The sequence below is a fragment of the Pigmentiphaga aceris genome (genome assembly GCF_008119665.1).
Taxonomy (GTDB): Bacteria; Pseudomonadota; Gammaproteobacteria; order Burkholderiales; family Burkholderiaceae_B; genus Pigmentiphaga; species Pigmentiphaga aceris.
Map to the genome: position 1 here is coordinate 4,406,674 of NZ_CP043046.1, position 24,801 is coordinate 4,431,474.

Below are 24,801 nucleotides of genomic sequence, written 5' to 3' on the forward strand. Positions count from 1 at the left end.
TCAGACCAGCTCGGCCAAGGCGGCGGCGCTGAAGTCTTTCAGGTTCGCCGTGTCGTGACCACGCACCTTCGTCACCCATGCCGGGTCGCCCAACAAGGCGCGGCCGACGGCAATCAGGTCGAACTCTTCACGCTCCAGACGCTTCACCAGGCTGTCCAGGCCAACCGGGCTGGACGCTTCGCCTGAGAACGAGCCCATGAAGTCACCCGACAAGCCGACCGAGCCCACGCTGATGGTGGCCGCGCCGGTAAGCTTCTTGGCCCAGCCGGCGAAGTTCAGGCCTTCCGCACCGTCGATCTCGGGGAATTCGGGCTCCCAGAAACGTCGCTGCGAGCAGTGCAGCACATCGGCACCAGCTTCCACCAAGGGCACCAGCCAGGCTGCCATCGCATCCGGCGTGTCGGCCAGGCGGGCGCTGTAGTCCTGCTGCTTCCATTGGCTCAGGCGCAGGATGATCGGGTAATCGGCCCCTACCTCCGCACGCATGGCTTTCAACACTTCGGCTGCGAAACGCGAACGTTCTTTCAGGCTTGCGCCGCCGAACTTGTCCGTGCGCAAGTTGGTGCCCGACCAGAAGAACTGGTCGATCAGATAACCGTGTGCACCGTGAATCTCGAAGGTATCGAAGCCCAGACGCTTTGAATCAGACGCCGCGCGTGCGTAGGCGGAAATAGTGTCGGCAATGTCTTCGTCGCTCATGGTGGCACCACGCGGCACACCGGGAGCCGCCAAGCCAGACGGGCCTTCGATGCCGGTCTCTGGCACCCAGGTGGTCATCGGGCTGGCGACCGAACCCACGTGCCAGATCTGCGGACCCATCTTGCCGCCAGCAGCGTGTACCTCGTCGATCACGTGCTGCCAGCCGGCCAGCGCAGCCTGACCGTGGAAGAAGGGAATCTGCGGATCGTTGCGGGCAGCCGGCCGATCGATCACCGTACCTTCGGACAGAATCAGTCCAACGTCGGCTTCTGCACGACGGCGGTAGTACGCGGCGACGTTGTCACCGGGCACGCCTTCGGGCGAAAAAGAACGGGTCATGGGAGCCATGACAATCCGGTTCTTGAGTGTCAGCGACTTGATGGAGAAAGGCTGGAACAGCGCGTCTACGTTCGGTGTGGTCATGATGAGTGGTCCAAGAAGCAAGCCATCATGGTATACAACGTATACTTAGCGTCAATCAGGCACCGAAACGCTACCAGGTATATCGAAGGAAACCGCCATGTCAGATACCCAGCCTTGCAACCATGCCGCCTGCAGCAGCCGTTTGTTGTTGGACCAGATTGCAGACAAGTGGTCGATCTTGATCCTGGGTGCGCTGTGTCAAGAGCCGCAGCGTTTCAACGCGTTGAAGCGCCGACTCGACGGCATTACGCAGAAGGCGTTGACGCAGTCCCTGCGCCGACTGGAGCGCAGCGGAATCGTGGCACGCCGCGTATTGCAGACTTCACCGGTGGCAGTCGAATACCGTGTCACGCCCTTGGGCGAGAGCCTGAAAAAGCCATTCGGTGCGCTGTATGCCTGGACTGTCGAATACGCGGCGGAAGTCGAGCAGGCGCAACAGGCCTACGACCGGCAGCTGGCAGAACACGCGTCGGCAGAAGCGCACACAATCCCGACTGCGCCCTTCCAGCCGCACATGATATTTGCCGAGCATCGCTGAAAAGGCACGCCCGCCCTGCCCTGGAAAAACAAACGCCGCATGTTTCGCATGCGGCGTTTGTTTTTATGACGTGGGACGTTTTGTGTCCGCTGGATAGCTCAACGCCGCTTCAGATAGTGCGTGAACTCGCCGCCATCGGCATGCTGCGCCAGCAGGGCATTGCCGGTCTGCCGAGCAAAGGCCTCGAAGTCGCGCATGGACGCCTTGTCGGTGGACACCACCTTCAGCACCGCTCCGCTTTCCAAGGTGGCCAGGGCTTTCTTGGCACGCAGGATGGGCAAGGGGCAAGTCAGACCGCGTGTATCGATTTCCAGGTTGAAGTCTGCCGAGGTAGGCAGCGCGTCAGTGCCGAGGTTTGCTGCGTCAGTCGTTGCAGCATCGTTCTTCAAAACATCAGTCATGGCAAAGGCACCGCGTCAGGCACAACCAAGCCTTGGCTGCGCATCCAATCTCCAACGGCCGGGCCGGTGCCTTGCGGCCAGGGCACCAGGTCCGCCGGGTCCACCAGCTTGTATTCGGCAAGCTCGGGCGACAAGTGCACGTCACCTTCGGCACGCACGTGATAGACCAGCAGCAGTTCATTGCGCAGCAGGAAGGGGTAGACACCAATCATGTTGTGTTCAACAACAGTCAGCCCAGTTTCTTCCATCACTTCGCGTGCAATGCCTGCTTCCGGCGTTTCGCCACGTTCCATGAAGCCCGCGATCAACGCAAACTTGCCTGGCGTCCAGGCTGCATTGCGCGCCAGCAGAATCTTGTCGCCAAGCTGCACCAAGGCAGCAACCACCGGCAGTGGATTGTCCCAATGCACCCAGCCGCAATTGCCGCACAAGGTGCGCTCGCGCGGGTCATCGGCACCAAGCGGCACGCCACGGCTCAAGGCGGTGGCGCAACGCGGACAGAAGCGATAACCGCCCGGCAACGCGGGCGCGGCGTCGGTGGCCGTGGGAAGAACAGCAGAACTTGCGACAGCAGTATTCATCAAGCTATCTCCTGCATGAAAGACAACGGGGCACCGACAGTGACGTCGGTGCCCCGTGAATCAGATGTCGTGCAGCACCGACGCCCTGGCGGGCAATCGGCCTTGCTGCACATCCGAGACGATCACAGACGAGCCTGCACCCATTCCTGAACACCGGCAAGCGCCTGGGCCAAGTTGGTGGCATCAGTACCGCCAGCCATCGCCATGTCGGGACGGCCACCGCCCTTGCCGCCCACTTGCTGAGCCACAAAGTTGACCAGTTCGCCCGCCTTGACCTTGCCCGACGCATCCGCCGTCACGCCGGCCACCAGCGACACCTTGCCGCCATCGACCGCTGCCAGCACGATGGCTGCCGATTGCAGCTTGTTCTTCAGCTGGTCCACGGTTTCGCGCAGCGACTTCGGGTCAATGCCTTCCATCTTCACGGCCAAGACCTTCACGCCGTTCACGTCAACCGCTTGCGACGCCAGGTCGTTACCAGCGCTGCTGGCCAGCTTGCTCTTGAGCGCAGCCAGTTCCTTTTCCAGTGCGCGGACCTGGTCCTGCACTTGCGCCAAGCGCGCCGGCAAGTCGGCCGGCTGCACCTTCAAGGCACCTGCCGCAGCCGACAAGGTGGAGTTCAGGCTTTGCACCAGGGCAACCGCGTTGTCACCGGTCACGGCTTCCACGCGACGCACGCCAGCGGCCACGCCGCCCTCAGTCGTCACCTTGAACAGGCCGATGTCGCCAGTGCGCTGCACGTGCGTACCGCCGCACAGTTCACGCGTCGAACCGACGTCCACCACACGCACTTCGTCGCCGTATTTCTCGCCGAACAGCGCCATCGCACCGGTCTTCACGGCTTCGTCGTAGCTCATCACGTTGGTCGCGGTGGCTTCGTTGTTCAGCACTTCGGCATTCACGATCGACTCGATGCGCGCAATGTCTTCGGCCGAGATCGGCGCATTGTGCGAGAAGTCGAAACGGGTCTTGTCCGGGTCAACCAACGAGCCCTTCTGCTGCACGTGCGTGCCCAGCACTTCGCGCAAAGCCTTGTGCAGCAAGTGGGTCACCGAATGATTGCGCGAGGTACGCAGGCGGCGGGTGGCATCCACATTGGCTTGCAGCTTGTCGCCAAGCTTCAGCGAGCCGCTGGCCAGTTCGCCGTGGTGGCCGAACACGTTTGGCACGATCTTGGTGGTGTCTTCCACGTTGAAGGTGGCACCGTTGGCGCTGAGCACACCTGCATCACCCACCTGGCCGCCCGATTCTGCGTAGAAGGGCGTGCGGTCCAGCACGATGATGGCCTGCTGGCCCGCGCTGACTTCCTGTACCGAAGCGCCATCCACGTACAGCGCCGTGATGGTGCCCTCGCCTTCCACGGCGTTGTAGCCGTCGAAAGTGGTCTTCACGCCGTCGTAGCTCAGGCCAGCGGCGGCCTTGAACTTGCCAGCAGCACGTGCCGTGTCGCGCTGGCGCTTCATGGCGGCTTCGAAGCCGTCCATGTCCACTTCCAGCTTGCGTTCACGGGCGATGTCGGCCGTCAGGTCAACCGGGAAACCGTAGGTGTCATACAGCGTGAACAAGGTCTCGCCGTCGATGGGCGCGCCATCTTTCAAACCGGCGATGGCGTTGTTCAGGATTTCCATGCCGCGTTCCAGCGTTTCGCCGAAACGTTCTTCTTCCTGCTTCAGCACCTGGGCCACGCGTTCTGCCTGGGTAGCCAGGTCGGGATAGGCATCGCCCATCTGGCCAACCAGGTCTGCTACCAGCTTGTAGAAGAACGGCTTGGTCTGGCCCAGTTGGTGACCATGACGCAGCGCGCGGCGCACAATGCGGCGCAGCACATAACCACGGCCTTCGCTGCCCGGAATGATGCCGTCTACGATCATGAACGAGCACGCACGAATGTGGTCAGCAATGACCTTCAGCGAGTTGTTGTCCAGATCGGAAGTGTTCGTTTCGCGCGCAGCCGCCTTGATCAGCGCCTGGAACAAATCGATTTCGTAGTTCGAGTGCACGTGCTGCAACACAGCCGAAATACGCTCCAGCCCCATGCCGGTGTCGACCGACTGCTTGGGCAACTTGGTCAGCGTACCGGCAGCGTCACGCTCGAACTGCATGAACACCAGGTTCCAGATTTCGATGTAGCGGTCGCCGTCTTCTTCCGGCGATCCCGGGGGGCCGCCCCAGATTTCCGGGCCGTGGTCGTAGAAGATTTCCGAGCACGGGCCGCACGGGCCGGTGTCGCCCATGGTCCAGAAATTGTCCGACGCGTAGCGTGCGCCCTTGTTGTCGCCGATACGGATGATGCGTTCGACCGGCACGCCGATCTCGTTCTGCCAGATGCCGTAAGCCTCGTCGTCTTCCGCGTACACGGTGACCCAGAGCTTTTCCTTCGGCAGTTGGTAGACGCCAGTCAGCAGTTCCCACGCAAACTTGATCGCGTCTTGCTTGAAGTAGTCACCGAAGCTGAAGTTGCCCAGCATTTCGAAGAAGGTGTGGTGACGCGCGGTGTAACCCACGTTTTCCAGGTCGTTGTGCTTGCCACCGGCGCGCAGGCTGCGCTGCGAAGACGTCGCACGCACATAAGGGCGCGGGTCTTTGCCGGTGAACACGTCCTTGAACTGCACCATGCCCGAATTCGTGAACAGCAGCGTCGGGTCGTTGCCCGGCACCAGTGAAGACGACGGAACAATGGTGTGTCCCTTGGATTCAAAGAACTGCAGGAACTTCTGGCGGATCTCAGCGGATTTCATCGTGACACTTAGGGCCAAAAGCGGCCAGTTGGCAATTCGGAAGGACGCGGCAGGCACTTGGCGGCAACGATGATGATCGAAGGTCCGGCGGGCGGACGGCCAAGGGTGCCTGCGCAGCAAAGCAGACGATTATATCGTCGGGGCGGCTTGGCGTTCGGATTGGTGCACGGGTTGCCGTTCGGTGTGGCGCTTGCAACGTGCATTAAGGCTTGGCGCGGGCGTCAACGCTGTGCCGAATAGCGATATTGGCCAGTGATCCGGTGTTCAAACAAGATGTCTTCTTCCCGCGTGCCCTGCCCGATGTTGTGCAGAATCAACGGGGTGCCCGCAGCCGTGCGGCGGTCGCTGACGACACCAATGTGCGTCAGGCCCCGGCCCAGGTCCCACGTAACGATGTCGCCCGCACGAAAGTCGCTGGCCTGGCTGCCCGTCTGCACCTGCTTGCCCTGGCGCTTGAACCAGGTCATCAAGTTGGGCACACGGCGATGATCGATGTTGCGATCGGGCCGGCTCAGCCCCCAATTTTTGGGATACACGGAGAAGTTTGCACGCATGTCTTCGTGCACTGACTGCTGAAGATCCAGCCCCTGCGCGCGCAGCGCACGAATGACCACATCGGTGCATACGCCGGTATGCAGCGGCACGTCGCCCCCGGGATAAGACAGGCGGCGGTAGACCGGATCGTAGCTGAGCGTGACGCCCACCTGTTTGCGGGCTTCAGTGACCAGTTTTGCGGGTTCGATGGCGCGGGCCAAAGACGCGGTGGAGCACAGCGTTGTGAAGACGAACCCTGCGCAGAGCAAGGCAGATCGGGTCATTTGCAGCACTTGTCTTGCGTCGTTTCCTGAGATCACTGAGTCGGATTTCCTGGGCTTTGACCCGGGGAATAGTAATGTCCGACAGGGTATCAAGAGGCAGGCCGCAACATCTTCATACCAAGCCAGTGACGAAGGTTCCAAGGCGATAACTCTGACCTGCTCTTTTTAATAAAGTGTACATAGTTGACATGAATATTCAGCAAGTACACAATCAAAGCGTCACATGCAGGAGAACGCCATGAGCCATCTCGCTCCCCCCGCCCGTTCAACCAAAGCAGCACGCGCGAGCGCCACGTCTGCTGATCGGGCAGAAACACGTCCAGAGATCGACGTGATGGCCAAGGCGCTTGCCGCCGCCGTGCGTTCCGTGCCCCGCGCCGACCAGCGTTTGGTGCTGGACAAGTTGCGCGCGGAACTGAAGCTGGACGGCGATAGCACCATCAAGCTGCCTGCCACGCGCCACGCCGACGACGAAGCTGATGACATCGCTGCCGAAAGCGCTCCATTGAGCGAACAAACCTACGCCCGCCGACGCGCGCTGGTGGACAAGGGCGAACTGCTGACATCCGCCGATCTGATCGCACGTGTTGATATCACCCGCCAGGCCCTGTCGAACCGACTGGCGGCCGGCAGCATCTTTTATGTGGATGGTGGCCGCAACGAACGCTACTACCCCGCTTTCTTTGCCGACGCCACGCTGGATACCAAAGCGGTGCGCAAAGTAACCAAGGCCCTTGGCAACTTGCCCGGCGCAAGCAAATGGCTGTTCTTCACCAGTCCGCGTGAATCGCTGGGTGATTTGACGCCGCTGGACGTGCTGGCGGGCAAACGGCCTGCGGCCAAGCCAGGCTACGCGGCAGGCGAGCTTGAACGCATCGGTCTGGACACAGTACTCAGAGCTGCCGCCGCTGCGGCCGAAGCCTGAGCATGGTGGCACGTCGACTGGGCTTGCCTGATCCGGCATTGCAAGACGTGGACTTGGACATTGCGTTGATCGATCCCGCCACCTTGTTCAGAGTTTCCGGGCATGCCACAGGTGAGCCTTATTTCGGGCGCAGCGGAGGAAACCGCTTTGACGATGCGGAAAAACAATACGGCACGTGTTATGTCGCGCTGTCGCTGGTTACCGCGCTTGCTGAATCCCTATTGCACGACCTGACACCGCGTGCGGGGCAATATCGTATTTCCGCTGAAGACATCGAACGCCGATTTGTTCATTCATTTGAAGGACCTGCTCTGCGATTGGCCAACCTGACAGGCGCATCCCTGAATCGATTGGGCGGACACGGAGAACTAAGCGGCACGCCGAGTTATGAGATTCCCCAAGCGTGGTCAAAAGCGATATTCGATCACGCTGCAGGCGTCGACGGCTTCATCTACATGTCCCGGTTGATGAACACAGAGAAAGCCATGGTGCTCTTCCAGCGGGGAAACAGCCTTGCACTGCGCGCCAAGCCGCCTTCGGCGCTCACACGACATCCGGATTATCAGGATGCCGAACTGACACTTGCCATCACACTCACTTGAGACAATCAAGTCCGGCAAACTCATCCCATCGAATAAGTAGTACCCACAAGCAGACCACCACAGCATCGGGCGATAGGATAAATTCTCATCGCCTGCTTTAATGTGCATACCAATTTCTTCGAGCGGATTGCCAAGAAAATAGGCGACCGCTTCGAGAATGGTTATGAATTCAGCGATATTCCTGCATAAAAGTTATTCAGCCTGCGTGATTTCTGGCATCAGAATGCCCATAACGGCGATGACAGCTTGAGAAAAGTCCACATCAGTCGACTGCCTTGCCATCGAGCCAAGACAGTCTTGCCATTGCTTCTACTTGCCACACTCTGCCCGCTGGCTGCCCAAGCATACTGCTGGAATGAAGCCGCAGACCGCTACCGGATCAACCCCGTGGTTCTGCAGTCCATCGGACAGCATGAATCGGGGCTGAAAGCCACCGCGATCAACAGAAACCAGAACGGGTCAGTCGATATCGGCGTGATGCAGATCAACTCGGTCCACTTCCCCGAGCTGCAATCCTACGGCATCACGCCCACTGCCCTGTGGGAGCCTTGCACCAACATCATGGTCGGTGCCTTCCTGCTGGCAAAGAGCATCAGGAAATACGGGAACACCTGGGAAGCCGTAGGTGCCTACCATTCCCGCACCCCGAATTTGAAAGAACGTTATGCCTTGCAGGTATATCGCGTCTTCTCCAGACAAGAACAGCGACCCCGAACCATCTCGCGTCCGCCAGCCAACCCGTCTGCGCGCAGCCAGTCCGCTTCGAATAATAGGTAATACATGTCGACCGCCACTACCATCCAGCAGTACTACAACGCCTTCTACGGACGCCCTGCAGATCCTTCGGGACTGTCGTTCTGGGTCAACGGCGTGAACAACTCGGGAGATCTGCTTGGTTCCGCCACGCGAGTATTCGGAAGCGCCACCACTCCGGAATTCGCACTGCGATTCCCGGCAGGCACCTCGATCTCGACGTTCCTGGATACCGCATACAACAACATGTTCAACCGGGTACCAGATGCGGACGGCAAGGCGTTCTGGAGTGCCGCGTTCACCAACTGGGTTGATAGCGGCAGATCAGAAGGGGAAGCCCGCGCGATGATTCTGCAGAATTTCGTGGATGCTGCAAATGGTCAGTCTGGGACGAATGACAAGCTGACGATCACGAATAAGTTGACGGTGGCCGACATGATGACGGCGAGCGTGAAGGCTTATGGGACGGAGTCGGTTTATCTGACTCAGTTGAACAAGGCTCAAGGGCTGCTGGCGGGTGTTGATCACACGCAGGCGTCGGTTGATGCGGCGTTGGCGAAGATTAAGGTTGGTGGTATCTACGAGGCAGGGGAAGCTGTTCCTAATGTTCCAGCTTTCACGATAATTGAAACGTTTCCTTTAAATGGAGTTTCCCTGAGCAGCGAAAAGCGAGAGATTTTGAAATTTGACGCGGCTAGTGATGCCCCGTTTGGCTTTCGCGAGGTATTCGAGGGCGGAGGGCACGCATATGTACCATCACGAGTTTCGGTAGGAAATTTCTCTACCTCTACTGACCGAATCGATTTCACCGCCTTTAAGCTAAACATTCCAGTCGGTGGAGCCATTACGGTAAAAAATGCTTTGGAATGGACAGAACCTCAGCTCATTAATTTCGTTGGCATTCAACCCGGCGCATATAAAACATATCACAACTTCTTCGAGGGCAGACCCATTGCCATTGCTGTCGGAAGTGGCGCAGGCGGCCCAAACGTGACGACAAATGTCTTCGTTGATATAAATGAAAACGGGAATCTCGACGTTGGGCAAGACCTGTGGTTCCAGCTGACACAGTTCGATTTAAACCGATTTAATGACTCCTTCCTCATAATTTGAAAAAAACCCGCATATATGCGGGTTTTTTGACGAGCTGGCTAGGTTACGAATCTGGCTAGTGGATTATTACGACAAATTGCAAACTGCGCTCGAGGGCCCGCGGACGTATGTGTATATCCCTGGAATCACATTCGACCGAGTTCGCGCATCGGATGTACACATTTCGTTCATACTTACCGTGTCGGCAGATGTGTTGATGTTTGCGGCAATACCACTATTAATGCCGCACTCCCAGGTTTTTTGGGCGAAGAACCATGTTGGCAGACTACGCATTGTCGCATCATCATTACCCTGATCCTGAACGCATACATAGAGTCGAGTTGCCCAGCCCTGAAGCCCGTCTCTGTCGGCGCAGCGACCCCCAATACTCTGGTAGAGCGGTGCTACAGCCGCTCGCGTTGCATCTGGCCCCACAGATGCAGGAGGGCTACAGTCAAACCGTTCGCTGCTGAAAGACCTTGCCATCGACGGACCTGAAGGCACGGGTGCAGGTGCCGGCTGAACGACAATAATCTCTCTCGGTGGGATATACACGTTCCCAGTCGACGCTGTGGTGGTAAAAGGCGGCGACGGTGTCGTCCCCGTCGAGTCATATATAGCACCAGTGCGAGGCATACAACCAAGGCATGCAGTCCCCACCTGCGCCTGCCCTGCTATTGGCGACAAGCAGAACAGCAGCGCAGCAAGAACAAAATTCACGTGCTTCATTCACGTTCCAAGTAAAAAGACCGCAAGCCGTCAATCCAACCGCCCGCAGTCAGAAAATCAAGAATACGAACAGTAAGTAACCACAACCCCCTGACTATTCGCCGGCACAGCAACCTGCCATCCGTTACCAGCGTTCGTCGCCTGAAAGTTCGTGGGATTCAAAGTCATCGTCCCAGACACGCTGATGTTGTCGCCATTACGCGAACCGGTCAGCGCAAACGAGCCCGTGTTGTGGATCGATTGCGGAATCACGTAGACATGCGGCGTCCCTGCCACGCCGCCTGACACGCCACAAACGGGCTTGTTGATCGTCGTGGCGGTTGGCGACGCGCTGAGCGTGGCTGGGGCCAGATGCGTGGTCATGATGGTGTAGCGCGACAGCCACTGGCTTACCGGCGACCATGTTGCGTCTCGGCAGAGCAGGCCCGCTCCGCTGACGTCTGCACCAAGAGTTCCTTCTGGATAGGCGGCGTCTCCACATGCTGTGCCTACCGTGGCCACCACGGCAATCGAACGCCAGGTGTTGTTGACGCACGCAACCAAGCCGCCGGTGCTCGTCTTTGCGTACTCGGTGTTCTCGGCAAGGTTGATGGTGGCCAGCGCGGGGTTGGCTGCGTTGGCAAAGTCGGTTGCGGTGCAGGCGCTGTTGGGAACGGCGGTTTCGCGTACGCCAACGCGCGCGGTGCTCATTGCGCCGTTGACTGACAGATTGCCCTGCAAGGCCGGGTCGCGATCATCTCCCACCCGCACGAACTGATTCCACATGCTCGTATCGAGCATGGCGATTGCCGCAACTATCCCACCCGCCGACGACGACACCGGGTTATCTACGTTGAATGCCGAACCTCGGATCTTGCCGGGCTCGTCAAACCACGCCGCGCCTCCCCAGCCTTGCATGCTGCTGACGGCCAGGGCGGCGGCTTGGTAATCGATGTCGTCCTGTGACTTACGGAAAGGCGTCCTCGTATGAATCAATGCATCGATACGGCAACCAATGCCCGGGCACTTGGCGGCGTCGCGACGAATCTGGATTTGCACGGCCTGCCCTGCTGGTGTGATGTCGGGAAAGGTGGTCGGTAAATGGCCCAGGGTTCGCAGCTCGGCAAGCGTAGGCGTCATGGGATCGGCGAAGCGCGTGCTGCCATCGGCATTTGTCAGTGGCAGTCCACGCGCATAAGCCTGGAAGTTGCCGGCGATGGCACTGTCCATGGCCCCTTTTACGGCCAGCAGGTAAGTGCCAGTGCCTTCGGCCTGGCCATCACGAACGGCTTGCATCAAATGTGCACCAGCCCAGGTCGCGCCGATCAACGCGAGCATCAGCGCCAACCCAAGTTCCAGCAGGAACACACCGCCTTGTTGCTGCGCAGACGGTATCGCACCGCGTCCGCCCAAGCGGCGCGCTCCCTTGATCGACAGCGGACCGATACGGCCGCGATCTCTGTGGATGGGTTGGCACATGAACAGCCCCTTCAGCCTTAACGCGCGACGAACTGGAACTGGTTGGTATCGCCTTCCGTGCAGGCGTTCTCGGCGACGGTGGGCTGGTAATTACCGCCAGCCGCCTTGACCTCGGTCCCGTTGACACGAATCACCTCAGTCACCTTCTGCATGACCACGGCCAGGCCCGGGCATGCGGCGCGATTGACGCTGGCGAACTGAATCTGCATGGCGTCGCCGGTGCTGGTCAGCGTGGCGGGGGTCAGCGTGACGGCTGCGCCGCTTGCACCGATGTCGTGGGTGACGGTGGCCGTTGCGCCGCTGCCGGCAACCTGAAACACACTGCTGCCACGCACCGCATTGGCGATCTGTGCGGTCGTCACCGAGCCGTAGGGTGCGCTGCCCAGCCCCTGCACGCTGACCTTGGCGCGGGCAACGAATCGCTGGATTTCTTCACCGATGCGCGGCACCTTGTTTTCGACCAGATACCCGTTGATGTTCGGGACCACGACGATGGACAGGATCATGATGATCGCGCCGACCACCGTCAGTTCGATCAGCGTGAAACCGCGTTGCCGATCAAGGCGTTTGTAGTTCGAGTGCTGCATGGAATAAGGCTCCTGGACGAAGAACCGGGGCGATCACACGTCCCGGCAATAAAATGGTTTAGGTGCAGCGATTTACTGCTTGAATGAGGACGTAGACAGGTCTGTAAGGCTCGTTCGACGCCAATTTGGTCGACACAAAAACAGCGCACTCAACGACCGGCATAAAAGCTCGTCAGTGCAGATTTCATTTCCTGAATCACCGCGACATGCCAAAGCGCCAGGCCCATCAACAGGCACATGGCTCCCAGCAATAACACCCAACGCAAGACCGCCGCGCGTCGCGCCACGCGGCCTAACGTGCGTCGTTCGATACGGTCGCTGGCCCGCTGAAGACCATCGTCAAGACCACGGGTATCGATCATGTCGCGCAGGTAAAAGAAGGTTTCGGGATCGACGATGCCGGTATCGAACGTGGATGCGCCTACCTGGCCCGCATCGACGCGCGCCAACATGGCATCGACATGCCAGCGCAACCACGGCCCGGCTCCTGCGCCTTGCAGGGCAAGCGCTTCGCGTAGCTGCGTGCTGACGTTGCCGCGACGACGCAGCAAGGTGGCAAGCGAGGACAGGAAACGCACGCCTTGCAGATCGCGGTACAGCCGCCAGATGGCCCACTGGTCCAGGCGTTGCCGCAGCGGCCCCACCAGGCTGCGCAGAGACCAGATGCCCAGATACCCGATGGCAATCAGCACCACGCCCACCGACAGCGCATAGGCATCGATGGCATCGGCTATGGCATACAGGCGGCGCGTCAGCGGGTACAGATACTCAGCCGGCAAGGTGAAGGTCTGCTTCAGCTTAGGTACGGTGAACATCGGTACGGCGGCAATTGCCACCAGTGCTATCAAAACGGCCAGCAGGCCGACCGCCGTGGTCGCGACGAAACTTCGTCTAGCCTCGTCAACCAGACGGGTGAGTTTGGCCAGGTCGTAGAGGGCTTGTTCGAATGCGCCGGCACCCGCGCGCTGACCAACGCGGATCAGCAGCACATCTTCGTCGGGAAGCGTGTTCTCGAAGGTTGCGCCCAGGTCGCCGCCGGACTCCTGATATCGCGTCAACCAGTGCGCGGTCAATTGACCGCGTGCGGTGCTTGCGCCATGACGTACTGCATCGTCGGCAAACAAATCACGCAGGGTCTTGCGACCGCCCGTCTGCGCCATCAGGTCAGCCAGATACTCGTAGTAATCCGCACGGTCGGGACGGAAACGCCATGCGGCCATGCGCAATGACAGGGAGGTCGACCAAGGCCCCATGCTCATCGGCGCCCACCTGCCGCCACCGCTGCGAGGTCCGACACCACCGGCTTGCGGCGTTGGCGGCGTTCCAGCGCCACGGTTTCGAATGCCCGGAACCGGGGTTCGATGTCACGCGGATCGACGATACCGATAGCTGCCTTGTAGACCGCACATTCCATGGCGCTCTTGCCCGACATGTCAGGATCACCGTAGCCGGCCTCGCGCTGTTGTGCCGCGTGGGCACGCAAGGTGATGTTATCGGCACGCCGGATGCACCCCAACACCACGTCATCGAGCGCGGGTTCCATCATTTCCGCCACCACGGTGCGACCTGCCAGCCCCAACAGTTCCGGCACAGCCGCCGCTGCACAATGTGGGCAGCCGTTGGGATTACGAATGCGCAAGCCCGCCGAGTCGATGTCATACAGTTGCTCGATGCGCGCCCCATATGCCTGCCAATACGACCCATCGCGCGGGCGTCCATCGGTATCTGCACCGCCAGCAAACAGGGCAGAGAACGGCAAGGCGCAGTGCGGGCACAACTTCGGCAACAGGGCCTGGAAAATCAGCAGCTTCAGAATGCCTGGCGTGGCAAGCAGTTCGCGCGGCACACCAATGAAGTCGGACGCCAAGCGGTCAGCGATCTGCAATACCCCACCTGCGTGCGTGGTCGTGTACAGATTCGCGCCCGAACCGGCCAGGTCGGTAAACGCCCTGCCCGTCTCGTCGTCACGAATTTCACCGATCAGCAGATCCGTCATCGCGGAACGTTTGACGGTTTTCAGCTTGGCATCGAAGGCCCCGGCTGCGCTGCCATCGAGCGGGCGAGCCACGGTGTTCTGCAAGGCCTCCGGGATCAGGTATTCGACCGGATCTTCCAGCGTGATCACCTTGCGATGTCCGGGAATGGTCCGCAACATCGACGCAATCGTAGTGGACTTGCCCGAGCCGACCACACCCGCCAGCACCACGGCACCGCCTTCTGCCATGCGGGCGCGCGACATCATCGCCAGTTGCGACGGCAGGTATCCCAGCGCATCGATACTGGCACCGTGGGTCGGTGCATCGAGCTGCAAAATGCGCAGGCATACCGAGGGGCCTGCGTCGGTCGCCAGCGATGCCCAGCGCAGCATCAGTGCCTGCCCGTCCACCTCGCGGTACAAGCGTCCCTGCTGCTCGGTGACCGGATCGAACACTGCGCCGTTGCCACCTTGAATATCCATCCACGCCACCGCCAGCACCTCCATGATGGTGGCCGTTGGCATGCGGCGAAAGCGCTCAGGGGCCACGTATCGCCCACCAACCGTGTAGCGCACGTCGGATTCCGCCCCCAGCAAGCGCACGTTGACATGCAGATCGGACGCCCCATTGCGCACGCCCCACTCGACCATGTCCTGGAATGCCTGCGCCATCGATGACCGATCAGGGTCGAGCAATACGCGACGGCGATTGCGCAAAGTGTCGCCGGATATCTGCTCACGCACGATCGCCAGCAAGAGCGTGGGCGGCACGACGATTCGTGCCGGCTCGGACAACAGCCGCTGACGACGGCGGATCAGGCGCTCAAGTTCATCGGTCTGATCACTGTCGTGATATTCCTCGACCGTGAAAATGGTGACGCTGCCGTCATCAAGCTCAACCGGGCATAGCTTGTTCGACGCGCTGGCCAGATCGAACTCGGCGCGCAGGCTGCGGCGAAACGGGGTCGCAAGCTTGGCCAGTTCGTCCTGGTTGGCAATGCGGACGCGCTGCCGTGCGAAGTGCACGGTGCTGGCCTCGCTGATGCCGTGATCCAGGCGAGTGACGGGGCTGCCAAGGCCAAAACGGGGCACTCTCATTGCATGCCTCCGCTGCGCTGCGCCAAGCCAAAGCTGGATGCGACACAAAGCGTGGTCGGTGCCTGCCGCGCGGCCAGCACAACACGTGCGCACGATCCGCCTACGCCAGCCAGTCGCATCGGCAGTGCCGCATCTGCTGGCTTGCCCGTGCGTTGATCGAGCACCACACGTTGCCCGTCCATCTGCAACACCACGGAAAGCTGGCCCGGGGTGCCGTAGATGGCTGTCACCACGGGTGCTGCCGCAGGTGCCAAAGGCGGCGGCGCCATCAGCATGGGGGGAATCTCTGGCGGGAGGCGTGGCGGCACGGGAGGCAATGGAGCGCTGCCCGCAATCGCTTCCTGCGCATCCCGATGCAGCAGCTGTCCAACGGTTTCATTCAGGCCATTGGCTCCGGCAACGCCCGCCAGGCTTGCACTCAAGATCAACACGATTGCCCGCAGGCAAGCTTCAGTGGCCATACGCATTTCAGTCGCCATACGCATACAAGACTCCTTCCAGGGTTGCCATCAACGCGCTGAGCTTCAAGGTGGGACGGGACGAGGGCTGCACGGCCAAGGTCAGCCGGGACCAGCGATAAGGGCCCTCAGCAGCGGCAAGCGCATATAACGAGCGCATGGGACCAGACAGCCGGATGCGTCGCCTGCTCAACACGGGCGCATCGCCCGGGCGGGTGATGCCGGTGCCATCAAGCTCTTGTGGCTGCCCCACTTCAACGATTTCGGCGGGACCGATTTCGGCGTTGCCAAACGCAGCGCGCAGCACTTGCAGCCGCGACACCACATTCAGGTTCTGTTGGGACAGCGGCACCAGCGCTGACAAGGTCAGTGGCCGAGGCGGCAGGTTGCTGGTGAAGGTGGGCATGACCTGATCAAACGGGGCCCACAACATGCGCCATCCCGACGAGGCCGAACTGGCGAACCCGGCGTTGCTGGCGGATTGCATGCCGCGTTGATAGATGGCCTCGCAGCTCCACCCAGTCTGCAGCGCAGGTTCGCAGCGCGCACCGTCGAAGCGCCAGCCCGCCACGTTCAGCGGAACCTGGGCAAGCGTCTCCAAGGCCTGCGGCAAGTCCTCGTGCGCCAGTAGAGTCACGCCAGCCAAGTGCTGCGTATACCGCTCACGCCAGGCCGTTGCGGGGTCGAGGCGCGTGGCGGCGCGCTGCGCCTCCAGCACCTGACGCTGCTTGGCCTGATAGGTCTGCCACCCGCGCTGCCCCAAGGGCACGGCCACGCACAACACCAGCAGAAAAATCAAGGAGCGCGGTACCGCCGTCCAGGCACGCGGACGCAATTGCAGAAGGGCTTGCGCGGGCAGGTCTCCGGCAAGCATGTCCAGGTCCAGCGGCTGGACCCGGCGCGCCAGGATCTGTCCGTAGCAGATGCTGTCAGGCTCTTGTGCAAGAAGGCTATCGACGGCCGCTTCGGCTTCGGAAACCGAGGCGTAAACCACATCGGTACGTGCCAGCACCGTGCCATCACGCACTGCCCCCACCCAGGTGGCTCCACCGGGCAGCGTCAGGCAGGCAATGGCCACGCCTCGTGGGTGCAGGCGGGCAAACAGCTGCGCCGCCGAGTACAGACGCCCAGCGTGCCCGCTGCGGTGCGCGCGCGAAAGCCGGATCGTACCGACCGATTCGGCCTGCATATCGGCATGCACCAGGTGCGTTGCCCCTGCGGCCGCCGCACGATGCCTTGCCTCCTGGACAAGCTGGCTACCCAGGATCGTGTGCCAGCTCATGCCGAAGACCAGCGTGACGTCACGTTGCGGCAGACTGACCAAGACGTGAGCGGCTGCCGCGCCACCCAGTGCGGCAGTGGTTCCGCGACGGCTACGTCGGAAGCCGCCCAGGAAGGGCTTTTTCACTGGCTTGTCGATGGAGCGCACCGGCAGCTTCATAACCCTTCCTCGGGCTGGGCCGTCAGGATCAGCAAAGTGAAGAATCGTTCACGCGTGGATGTGCCAGAGCCGCCCAACAGAATTGGCGCGCCGCGATCCAGGGTGCGCCGGTCGTATTGCGTCTGATCACGCTCGAAGCCTGACACCACCACCGGCTGCCCCGGACGCACCTGCAGTTGCTGCACCGTGCCGATGCCGTCTACGGTTTTCTGCTGCAACTTGATCTCGCTGGCACCGCTGCCGAAACTCAAGGTCTTCAGCGGTTGCGCCACGGTGTTGTCGTAGGACACGGACAACAGAATCTGCCCGTCGTCCTGGGCATCCGGCACGATGGTCAGGAAGGAGCCCACCGTCTCTTCCTTCTGACTCACCGTAGGAGCCGTCGTAGTACCCGACGCCGATGCCACGGTGGTGGATTGCACCTGATCCACATACGAGAACGTGGTGCGCACTGCGTGGGTCATTGGCCGGCGATTCAAGCCCTGCAGCGGCACGGCCGAGTGATGCACGACCGTTCCCAATTCACTGAGCGCCCGCACAGCAGCCGACGAACCGTTCTCTGCGCGATACCCCACGCTGGCGGCCGCTGCCCCGACCGATGAACCAGGGGCCAGCAGCGCGAACCGCCCTGCCAGCACGTTCCAGTCAATGCCCTGCTCGGTGTTGTCGCGCACCATGACTTCAACCCGTTCGAACAGCAGCCGCACCCTGCGTGTCAGCGCACGATTCTCGCGTTCAAGGAAGGCAGCCACCCGGTCCAGCGCCTCGCGCGTGTCGGTGACCACAATCAGGTTGGATGCATCGGTGTTAGCCACCACGTTGCCCGCGCGGGTCAACATCGGATCAAGCTTGGCGCGCACCGCCGCCAGGGAATCCTGCCCTTGGGTGTCCAGGCGCGTTGCGGCGCTGCTTTCGAACGCGCCCTGGTCGCCGCCCGATCGACGACCCAGCGCCACGCTGGCCGTCGACTTCAGGTTGAGCGCACGCACATCGAAGGTACGCGTCTCGACGCGATAGAACTCGATGCTGCCGTCGACATGTCGCCAATACACGCCAAGCCGGTTGGCGATCAGGTCCAGCAGACGCGGCAAGGGATGCGCGCCGCTTGGCAAGGACACGGTATCCGTGGCGGCCAGCGTCGTCGACTGGGCCGAGTCGTTGCCGGCCAGCCGTGGCAGGAAGCCACTGAGCGGCAACAGCGCGTCCGGTCGCACCCGCACCGGAATGCCGGTGGCCAACATGATGCGTTCGGCCATCTGCAACAGATCGACGCCACCGCCTTCGAACATCAAGGCCGTATCGACCTCGGCACGCAGCGCCGATGGCAAGGTGACCTCACGCGCCAAGGGAACGATGACACCGGCCACCCAGGGCTGATCGACCTCTTGCGCGGCCTCGCGGGCCTTTGGGTCGGACAGGGCTTTGACGAAGCGTTCGCGTTGCTCGGCCATGTGATCGGTGCGCTGTTTGGCCGACCCATCGACACGATCCATGTACTCGGAAAACGGCGCGCACGCCGACACGGAAAACGCCAGGGCGAGCAAGGTGCCGCGCTGCATGATGCGGTAGTGCATAAGTCCGATCCTCAATGTGCGACGCGACGGTCGCAACGCTCGGCCTGAGCCACCACACGAAGCACCTGGTTGGCGTAGAAGCACGGCTGCAAGGGTTTGGCGGAAAGCTCGGTGCCGGCGAGCAAAGCACGCACGGCACGCTTGAAATCGCCACCGAAAACAGCCGGTGCCGATACGGCAATGTCGACATCCGGTGTCCAGTGCTCGGCACGGAATGTCCATCCGGCCTGCTCGGCCCAGCGCCCCAAGGCGCGACGAAGATTCTGGTCTGCCAGCGTGGCTTCAAAGGGTTTGGCAGGTGGTGTGGATGCCGCCAGCGGCCAGTTGTCGGACACGACATTGGCATCGGTGGATGCGTTCACGGGCTTGATATCACGTGACGATTCAACGGCCGGGGCGGTCGATACCGGTACGACAGAAGCACTGGAAGATGCAGGTGTGGGCGCAGCTGTGGGCAATGCGGCGGTAAGCGGTGAATGATTCACCACCAACGGAGCCACAGCAGTTGCCGTGGGCGCAGCATTCCACGATGGCGTGGCCGCCAACATGCTGGGCGCAGGTGATGCCACCGGGGCAGCCGTAGCCACCACCGCTGACGGCGCGATAGATGAAGGTGCGATGGATGAAGGTGCAATAGATGAAGGCGCTGGCAGCATCGCCGCAGGCAAGCCACCGTCGTTCTCACCCGCCACGCGCGGTGCTTTGCCGCTGTAATCGATTGTTGAGCGCACGGTGCCGAGTTGTGCGACCAAACCGACATAGGTGCCCGAGACCGTGACATACGGACCAAGCTGCACATGCTTCAGCAACAGCTGCTTGCCATCGCTGCCGATCGCGATCAGCGCCGGCAGCACCTGCCCGGGATAGAACTGCAGATAGGTGCTGACGCCGTCATCGAACACCTGCTGCGGTGCAACCCGGCGATCCCCCGACACGCGATAGGAAAAATCGTAGTTCGGCGCGGCATATGTCGTGCCGATGGGTGCGGCTGCCAGCGCAGACATCAAGATACACACGCTGGTGCGCACATGACGCAGGCGTGGGAATACGAACGTGGCAAGCATGCCGCGGCTCCGAAAAACCCTGCCGCAACAACGCAGCAGAAGAGCCGCCATCCTGACGGAACGGGGTGGCGCGACAAGCGTGTGTAGTACGTACAAGCGTGACCAAAAACGCGCGCTTCTTCACGGTCGGAAATTGCGCAATGTCCCCGGAAAAAACCCATGCAAGCTATGCGAGAATCCTTGCTTGCGTCGCGCAGCCACGCCATCGAAAAAGGGGATAAGCAGTGCAGTGGAGCACCACCGAAATCACGTCCGAACGTCTGTCGATTCGCCCTTTCTCTGCGGCCGATGCCAATGATGCATTTGGCTGCATCACCCCAACATTGACGCGCTACTTGTCCTTCGATCCCGCGCCGTCAACGGCCGTGTTCGAAACGATCTGGCGTGGATGGCTGCCGAAGATCGAAGCCGGCGTGGACTTCGCATTCACGATCCGTGATCGCGCCACAGGCAGCCTCATCGGCCTGGCTGGCTTGCATCGAACTGGTGATACCGAACCCGAATTGGGCATCTGGGTGCGTGAAGACCAGCATGGAAACGGCTATGGGCGCGAAGCAGTGCAAGCTGTGGCGACATGGGCGGCGAGCAGCTTCGGATCTGCCGCCTTCATCTACCCCGTTGCCAAACAAAACGCCTCCAGCCGGAAATTGGCGGAGGCGTTGGGCGGCGTTGTGTTCAGCGAACGCACGGCACCGAAATACGATTCCGTGGTCTACCGCATTCCCGCCACAAACTGATCGACAGAGACGCTGATGCCGAAAAGAACGACGAAGCCGAATCCCGAAAAGGAAGCGTTCAAGCGAGACTTGCTGCGCAGCATCCAGGAAATGAAGTCAGGGCAGTTTGCGCGAGTTACTACGTTTGCGTGGAAGACTACGGCAGAAGAAACTGCAAGCTGGAACCGGCAACCCGTCAATGGCACCATGCCCAGCAAGCCGACCAAAGGCGGTGAACGGCCCGGTTCTTAATCGGCGAACCGAGCCGCCAACCGCGCGGCCTTTCTCAGCTGAAATCCCGCGCAAACAGATCGATTCGATCCGTACAGAACGAATCCACCCCCCACGACAGAATCTCCCGGGCACGTGCCGGGTCATTCACCGTGTAGCAAAACAAGCCATAGCCTGCCTTCTTCACCTGCGCCGCAATCTCGGGCGTCAGGTTGGCATGGCTGGTGTGCAGCGCAATGCAATCCAGGCGTTCCAGCAATTCTGCCCAGTCTGGCGTGACCTTGTTCAGCAGCAGCCCACGCGGCAAGCCGGGTGCGGTGCGCTGTGCGGCAGCCAGTGCGTCAATCGAGAACGAAGAAATTACCGGCAAGGCCAGCGGCCGGGTCTCGTCTGCGTACAGCTCGGCTGCCATGCGCCCTACTACTTCGCCCGTTTCGATCTCTTTGCCCGGATAGGGCTTGATCTCGATGTTGGCCCACATGTCGTTGGCGCGCAGCCAACGCACCACGTCTACAAATAAAGGCACAGGTTCGCCCTTGTAGTGATGCGGGTCGCGCCATGAACCGGCGTCCATGGTCTGCAATACAGACGAAGAAATATCGGCGATGTTGCCGGTGCCGGGCAAGGTGCGGCCCAGCTTGGGATCGTGCATCAGGATGGGCACGCCATCGGATGCAAGCATGACGTCGAATTCGACCGCTCGCAGGCCATGCGCGTGTGCCACGCGCATGCCGGCCAGGGTGTTCTCGGGGGCGATGATTCCACCCCCGCGATGCGCGACGACACGTTCGTAGTGCCAGCCGCGCGGGGGCAACCCGGCGGTGGGGTTGCTTTCGCGGGGGGTAGTCATTGCGTTTCCCGTATCAGTGCAGCTTCAGGTCAGTAAGGTCTTCAGGGCTTGGCAGGGGCAGGCTTGGCCGGCGCAGCAGCCGGCTTTGCTGCGGGCTTGGCCGGGGCGGCTGCCGGTTTGGCGGCCGCTGGCTTGGCTGGTGCAGCAGGCTTGGCGGCAGCGGGCTTGGCAGGCGCGGCGGGCTTCACACCCGGACGCGGTGCTGCAGCGGGCTTGCTGCCGACACCTGCACCACCGGCGGGCGCACCCGGGGCGCGCATCACGGCATTGCCACGTGCAACGGCATCATCCAGACCCAGCTTCGGCGGCTTGCGGCCGCTGAAGATGTTGTCCAGTTCCTGGTCCATGATGTCCGACACGGCGTTGTAGTTGTGCAGACGGAAGCCACGGGTGTACTGCGCCGGGGTTTGCGACAAGGCGCGGATCACTGCTTGCGAACCATGCAGGCTCGGGTAGTAGGACACGCTCGATGCACGGAAGGCAGCGTCGCTCAGGGGCAGGAAGCCGGTTTTCTGATGCCATTCAGCAGCCGTTACCGGGGTAGCCAGGAAGGCGATGAAGGTGGCCAGCGCTTTCTGTTCGGCTGCCGGGTGACCCGACATGGCCCAGAACGCCGGACCGCCCACGAAGGGGTTGCTGCCATTCTTGGCTTCTTCGTCGTAGTACGGCAGCGGTGCCACGCCATACGAGAACTTGGCCTGCTGCTGAATCGCACCCAGCGAACCGGTGCCGGTGGTCAGGACCGCGCATTCGCCGCTGATGAATTTGGCGTCGGCTTCGTAGCCGTGGCTTTGGAAGGTGAACAGGCGGCTGCGCACCCAGCTCATCATCAGTGCCAGGTGGCGCACGTGCAGCAGCTGGTTGATCTGCAGTTCAGCGCCTACGCCGTTGGTTTCCAGGCCGTTGTTCTTGGACGCGAAAGGCACGTTGTGCAGTGCCGACGTGTTTTCCAGGTGGATCCAGCTTTCGCGGCTGGTGGCGTAGGGGCAATCCGATTCCGCGACGTTGGCCAGCGCAACCAGGTGGTTCTGCATTTCACGCCAGGTCTTGGGCGTGACATCGGGGTCCAGGCCGGCCTTCTTGTACAGGTCGCGGTTGTAGATGTAAACGGGCGCTTCGGCCATCCACGGCAGTGCCAGCAGGTTGCCACGTGCATCACGCAGGTAGTTGGTGGTCTGCGGCAGGAAGAAGTTCAGGTCTTTGACCGGGTAGGTCTTCAACAGATCCGACATCGGCATGATCGCGTTGTGACGTGCCACGAACTCCGGCACGGCGGTGTCGGACAGTTCGATCAGATTCGGCTGCTTCTTGGCGAGCACGGCAGTTTCACCGGCACCAGCCAGCTGAGTCACGCTGGCGTAGGCGGTAGCCGTGACATGTACGTCTTGCTGCTGGCTGTTGAAACGCTGCACCAGCTCGTCGAAGGTGGCGCGGTGGGCCGGGTCCATGGCGTGCCAGACCGAAATTTCGGTGGGCGCGGCAAAGGCGGCGGCAGGCATGCCGCCCGCAAACGCAAAGGCGGTGGCTAGGGCCGCCGCCAGCCAGCCACGACGGGCGGGACGGGTCGGCGAAGAAGAGAAATTCTGGGTAGTCGGGGTCAGGCTGTCCGCGCGCATCGATGCTGTCTCCTTGAGGCCGCACGATTATGCCACTGCATGGCGATGCATCCATCCGCCCATCGGCACCCCATGCAACTTGTCACAAAGGCGCTGAAAATCGCGCCCGAAACCTTACAAACCGATGAACGGAAAATCGGGTTCGGGCCGCTTGCCAGACACAATATCGGCAATCGCCCGGCCAGAACCCGCCCCCATGGTCCAGCCCAGTGTGCCGTGGCCGGTGTTCAGGAACAGGTTGGCAATCCGGCTGCGCCCCACCAAGGGTACGTTGGACGGCGTGGCAGGACGCAGGCCAGACCAATAGGCAGGCGCAGTGGTGTCGAGCGCATCCCCGAACAGTTCACGCGCCACCCGGGTGATGGCTTCGCAGCGGATCGGGTCCAGCTCGCGCGAGTAACCGCCGAATTCGGCAGTGCCGGCAATGCGCAGGCGGTCGCCAAAGCGCGACATCACCAGTTTGTGGGCGGCATCGGTCAGGCTGACCTGCGGCACACGGTCGGGATCGAGCACCGGGTAGGTCGCGGAATAGCCTTTTGCCGGGTACACCAGGCAGGGCACGCCCAACGGGCGCAGCAACGCGGGGCTGTGGCTGCCCAGGGCCACCACAAAGGCGTCGGCCCGTAGCTGTTGGTAGCTGCCGTCCGGGTCGATCACTTCGACCGAGGTGATGCGTGACCCGTCTGACACCAGCCGCGTGGCCTGGGTGCTGTATCGGAATTCGACACCGGCAGCGGCTGCGCGGGTGGCCAGTCCTTCGGTGAAGGCGTGCACGTCGCCGCTTTCGTCGTCGGGCGTGAAGTCGCCGCCTACAATCAGGGAACGGCTGGCGGCCAAGGCGGGTTCGATGTTGATGACTTCATCGGCAGAAATCGTGCGGCGGTCGACGCCCGCGTCGCGCATTACATCGGCGGCGCGTTGGGACGCTTCGAAATCCGCTTCGTCACGGTAGAACTGCAGAATACCGCGCGACAGGTGGTGATAATCGATGCCCAGCGTGCTGCGCATGTCCTGTAATGTGTGGCGGCTGTAGCTGGCCATGGCGACCATGGCGCGCACATTCGGAGCCAGCCGGGAGGGCATGCACTCGCGCAGGAAGGCAAGCGCCCACTGCCATTGACGCCAGTCGGCCGTGGGCCGGAACAGCAAGGGCGAATCCGGCCGAAAGGCCCAGTTGAAGATCTTGCGTGGTGCGGCCGGGTTGGCCCAGGGCACCGAATACGACACCGATATCTGGCCACCGTTGGCGAAACTGGTTTCGCGCCCCGCCCCGGGCTGGCGGTCGACCACCGTGACTTCGTGTCCCGCCTCGCGCAACCACCAGGCGCTGGACGTACCGAGAATGCCACTGCCGAGGACGACAACTTTCATATTGCGGGGCTCCGTAGAAGTAACGCGACCAGACTGTACCTGCCTGCGCCCAATCGAACAGAC

23 protein-coding genes are annotated in these 24,801 nt (G+C 61.4%); 7 read left to right on the forward strand and 16 right to left on the reverse strand.

What is annotated here, in order from left to right; all coding sequences use genetic code 11:
- Window positions 1–1,122 (reverse strand): NADH:flavin oxidoreductase, encoded by a 1,122-nt coding sequence (locus tag FXN63_RS19100; RefSeq protein WP_148816757.1) that lies wholly within the window; start codon window positions 1,120–1,122, stop codon window positions 1–3.
- Between the two features lie 97 nt (window positions 1,123–1,219).
- On the opposite strand from FXN63_RS19100, the gene FXN63_RS19105 reads away from it, so the two are divergent.
- Window positions 1,220–1,660 carry a winged helix-turn-helix transcriptional regulator gene (locus tag FXN63_RS19105; protein WP_148816758.1) on the forward strand — a complete coding sequence of 147 codons (441 nt, stop codon included), beginning with the start codon at window positions 1,220–1,222 and terminating at the stop codon, window positions 1,658–1,660.
- A gap of 98 nt (window positions 1,661–1,758) precedes the next feature.
- On the opposite strand, the gene FXN63_RS19110 is transcribed toward FXN63_RS19105, so the two are convergent.
- From FXN63_RS19110 to FXN63_RS19125, 4 genes are all read right to left on the reverse strand, one after another.
- Window positions 1,759–2,061, reverse strand: a complete 303-nt coding sequence (locus tag FXN63_RS19110; RefSeq protein ID WP_148816759.1) for a sulfurtransferase TusA family protein — start codon at window positions 2,059–2,061, stop codon at window positions 1,759–1,761.
- Complete coding sequence (locus FXN63_RS19115; RefSeq protein WP_425468626.1) at window positions 2,058–2,645, reverse strand: NUDIX hydrolase; 588 nt, start codon at window positions 2,643–2,645, stop codon at window positions 2,058–2,060. Before FXN63_RS19115 ends, FXN63_RS19110 begins: the two co-directional genes overlap by 4 nt.
- A 119-nt stretch (window positions 2,646–2,764) precedes the next feature.
- Window positions 2,765–5,380, reverse strand: coding sequence for an alanine--tRNA ligase (alaS, locus tag FXN63_RS19120; RefSeq protein WP_148816761.1), 2,616 nt, complete (start codon window positions 5,378–5,380; stop codon window positions 2,765–2,767).
- Window positions 5,381–5,601: 221 nt separating this feature from the next.
- Window positions 5,602–6,198, reverse strand: coding sequence for a DUF1287 domain-containing protein (locus FXN63_RS19125; RefSeq protein WP_148816762.1), 597 nt, complete (start codon window positions 6,196–6,198; stop codon window positions 5,602–5,604).
- A 238-nt stretch (window positions 6,199–6,436) separates the two neighbouring features.
- On the opposite strand from FXN63_RS19125, the gene FXN63_RS19130 reads away from it, so the two are divergent.
- From FXN63_RS19130 to FXN63_RS19145, 4 genes are all read left to right on the forward strand, one after another.
- Window positions 6,437–7,123: a hypothetical protein gene (locus FXN63_RS19130; protein WP_148816763.1), complete on the forward strand. Its 687-nt coding sequence runs from the start codon at window positions 6,437–6,439 to the stop codon at window positions 7,121–7,123.
- Window positions 7,124–7,125: 2 nt separating this feature from the next.
- The gene (locus FXN63_RS19135) at window positions 7,126–7,725 is read left to right on the forward strand and encodes an RES family NAD+ phosphorylase (protein WP_148816764.1); all 600 of its coding nucleotides are present in this window, start codon (window positions 7,126–7,128) and stop codon (window positions 7,723–7,725) included.
- A gap of 303 nt (window positions 7,726–8,028) precedes the next feature.
- Complete coding sequence (locus FXN63_RS19140; RefSeq protein WP_281290882.1) at window positions 8,029–8,502, forward strand: lytic transglycosylase domain-containing protein; 474 nt, start codon at window positions 8,029–8,031, stop codon at window positions 8,500–8,502.
- A 3-nt stretch (window positions 8,503–8,505) separates the two neighbouring features.
- Window positions 8,506–9,591, forward strand: a complete 1,086-nt coding sequence (locus tag FXN63_RS19145) for a DUF4214 domain-containing protein (protein ID WP_148816766.1) — start codon at window positions 8,506–8,508, stop codon at window positions 9,589–9,591.
- 765 nt (window positions 9,592–10,356) lie between these two features.
- Here the strand turns inward: FXN63_RS19145 and FXN63_RS19150 are convergent.
- The 8 genes from FXN63_RS19150 to FXN63_RS19185 form a co-directional block, all read right to left on the reverse strand.
- Complete coding sequence (locus FXN63_RS19150) at window positions 10,357–11,757, reverse strand: hypothetical protein (RefSeq protein ID WP_148816767.1); 1,401 nt, start codon at window positions 11,755–11,757, stop codon at window positions 10,357–10,359.
- Between the two features lie 17 nt (window positions 11,758–11,774).
- Window positions 11,775–12,344: a pilin gene (locus FXN63_RS19155; protein ID WP_148816768.1), complete on the reverse strand. Its 570-nt coding sequence runs from the start codon at window positions 12,342–12,344 to the stop codon at window positions 11,775–11,777.
- A gap of 149 nt (window positions 12,345–12,493) precedes the next feature.
- Window positions 12,494–13,603, reverse strand: coding sequence for a general secretion pathway protein (locus FXN63_RS19160; RefSeq protein ID WP_148816769.1), 1,110 nt, complete (start codon window positions 13,601–13,603; stop codon window positions 12,494–12,496).
- Window positions 13,600–15,417, reverse strand: a complete 1,818-nt coding sequence (locus FXN63_RS19165; RefSeq protein WP_148816770.1) for an ATPase, T2SS/T4P/T4SS family — start codon at window positions 15,415–15,417, stop codon at window positions 13,600–13,602. The genes FXN63_RS19160 and FXN63_RS19165 overlap by 4 nt, the downstream gene beginning before the upstream one ends.
- Window positions 15,414–15,902 (reverse strand): hypothetical protein, encoded by a 489-nt coding sequence (locus FXN63_RS19170; RefSeq protein ID WP_148816771.1) that lies wholly within the window; start codon window positions 15,900–15,902, stop codon window positions 15,414–15,416. Before FXN63_RS19170 ends, FXN63_RS19165 begins: the two co-directional genes overlap by 4 nt.
- On the reverse strand, window positions 15,886–17,316 hold the full coding sequence (locus FXN63_RS19175) for a type IV pilus inner membrane component PilO (RefSeq protein WP_148816772.1): 1,431 nt from the start codon (window positions 17,314–17,316) through the stop codon (window positions 15,886–15,888). Before FXN63_RS19175 ends, FXN63_RS19170 begins: the two co-directional genes overlap by 17 nt.
- Complete coding sequence (locus FXN63_RS19180) at window positions 17,313–18,890, reverse strand: hypothetical protein (protein ID WP_246164893.1); 1,578 nt, start codon at window positions 18,888–18,890, stop codon at window positions 17,313–17,315. Before FXN63_RS19180 ends, FXN63_RS19175 begins: the two co-directional genes overlap by 4 nt.
- 11 nt (window positions 18,891–18,901) lie before the next feature.
- Window positions 18,902–19,954, reverse strand: coding sequence for a TrbG/VirB9 family P-type conjugative transfer protein (locus FXN63_RS19185; RefSeq protein ID WP_187394953.1), 1,053 nt, complete (start codon window positions 19,952–19,954; stop codon window positions 18,902–18,904).
- Window positions 19,955–20,178: 224 nt separating this feature from the next.
- Between FXN63_RS19185 and FXN63_RS19190 the strand changes: the two genes are divergently transcribed.
- Together FXN63_RS19190 and FXN63_RS19195 are read left to right on the forward strand one after the other, a co-directional pair.
- Entirely contained in the window at window positions 20,179–20,691 is a 513-nt protein-coding gene (locus tag FXN63_RS19190; protein ID WP_148816774.1) for a GNAT family N-acetyltransferase, read from the forward strand.
- Window positions 20,692–20,706: 15 nt separating this feature from the next.
- On the forward strand, window positions 20,707–20,922 hold the full coding sequence (locus FXN63_RS19195) for a hypothetical protein (RefSeq protein ID WP_148816775.1): 216 nt from the start codon (window positions 20,707–20,709) through the stop codon (window positions 20,920–20,922).
- 34 nt (window positions 20,923–20,956) lie between these two features.
- On the opposite strand, the gene ugpQ is transcribed toward FXN63_RS19195, so the two are convergent.
- From ugpQ to FXN63_RS19210, 3 genes are all read right to left on the reverse strand, one after another.
- The gene (ugpQ, locus tag FXN63_RS19200; protein WP_148816776.1) at window positions 20,957–21,751 is read right to left on the reverse strand and encodes a glycerophosphodiester phosphodiesterase; all 795 of its coding nucleotides are present in this window, start codon (window positions 21,749–21,751) and stop codon (window positions 20,957–20,959) included.
- A gap of 41 nt (window positions 21,752–21,792) precedes the next feature.
- The gene (locus FXN63_RS19205; RefSeq protein WP_148816777.1) at window positions 21,793–23,367 is read right to left on the reverse strand and encodes an extracellular solute-binding protein; all 1,575 of its coding nucleotides are present in this window, start codon (window positions 23,365–23,367) and stop codon (window positions 21,793–21,795) included.
- Between the two features lie 114 nt (window positions 23,368–23,481).
- Entirely contained in the window at window positions 23,482–24,738 is a 1,257-nt protein-coding gene (locus tag FXN63_RS19210) for a D-amino acid dehydrogenase (RefSeq protein ID WP_148816778.1), read from the reverse strand.
- Window positions 24,739–24,801: the final 63 nt, after the last annotated feature.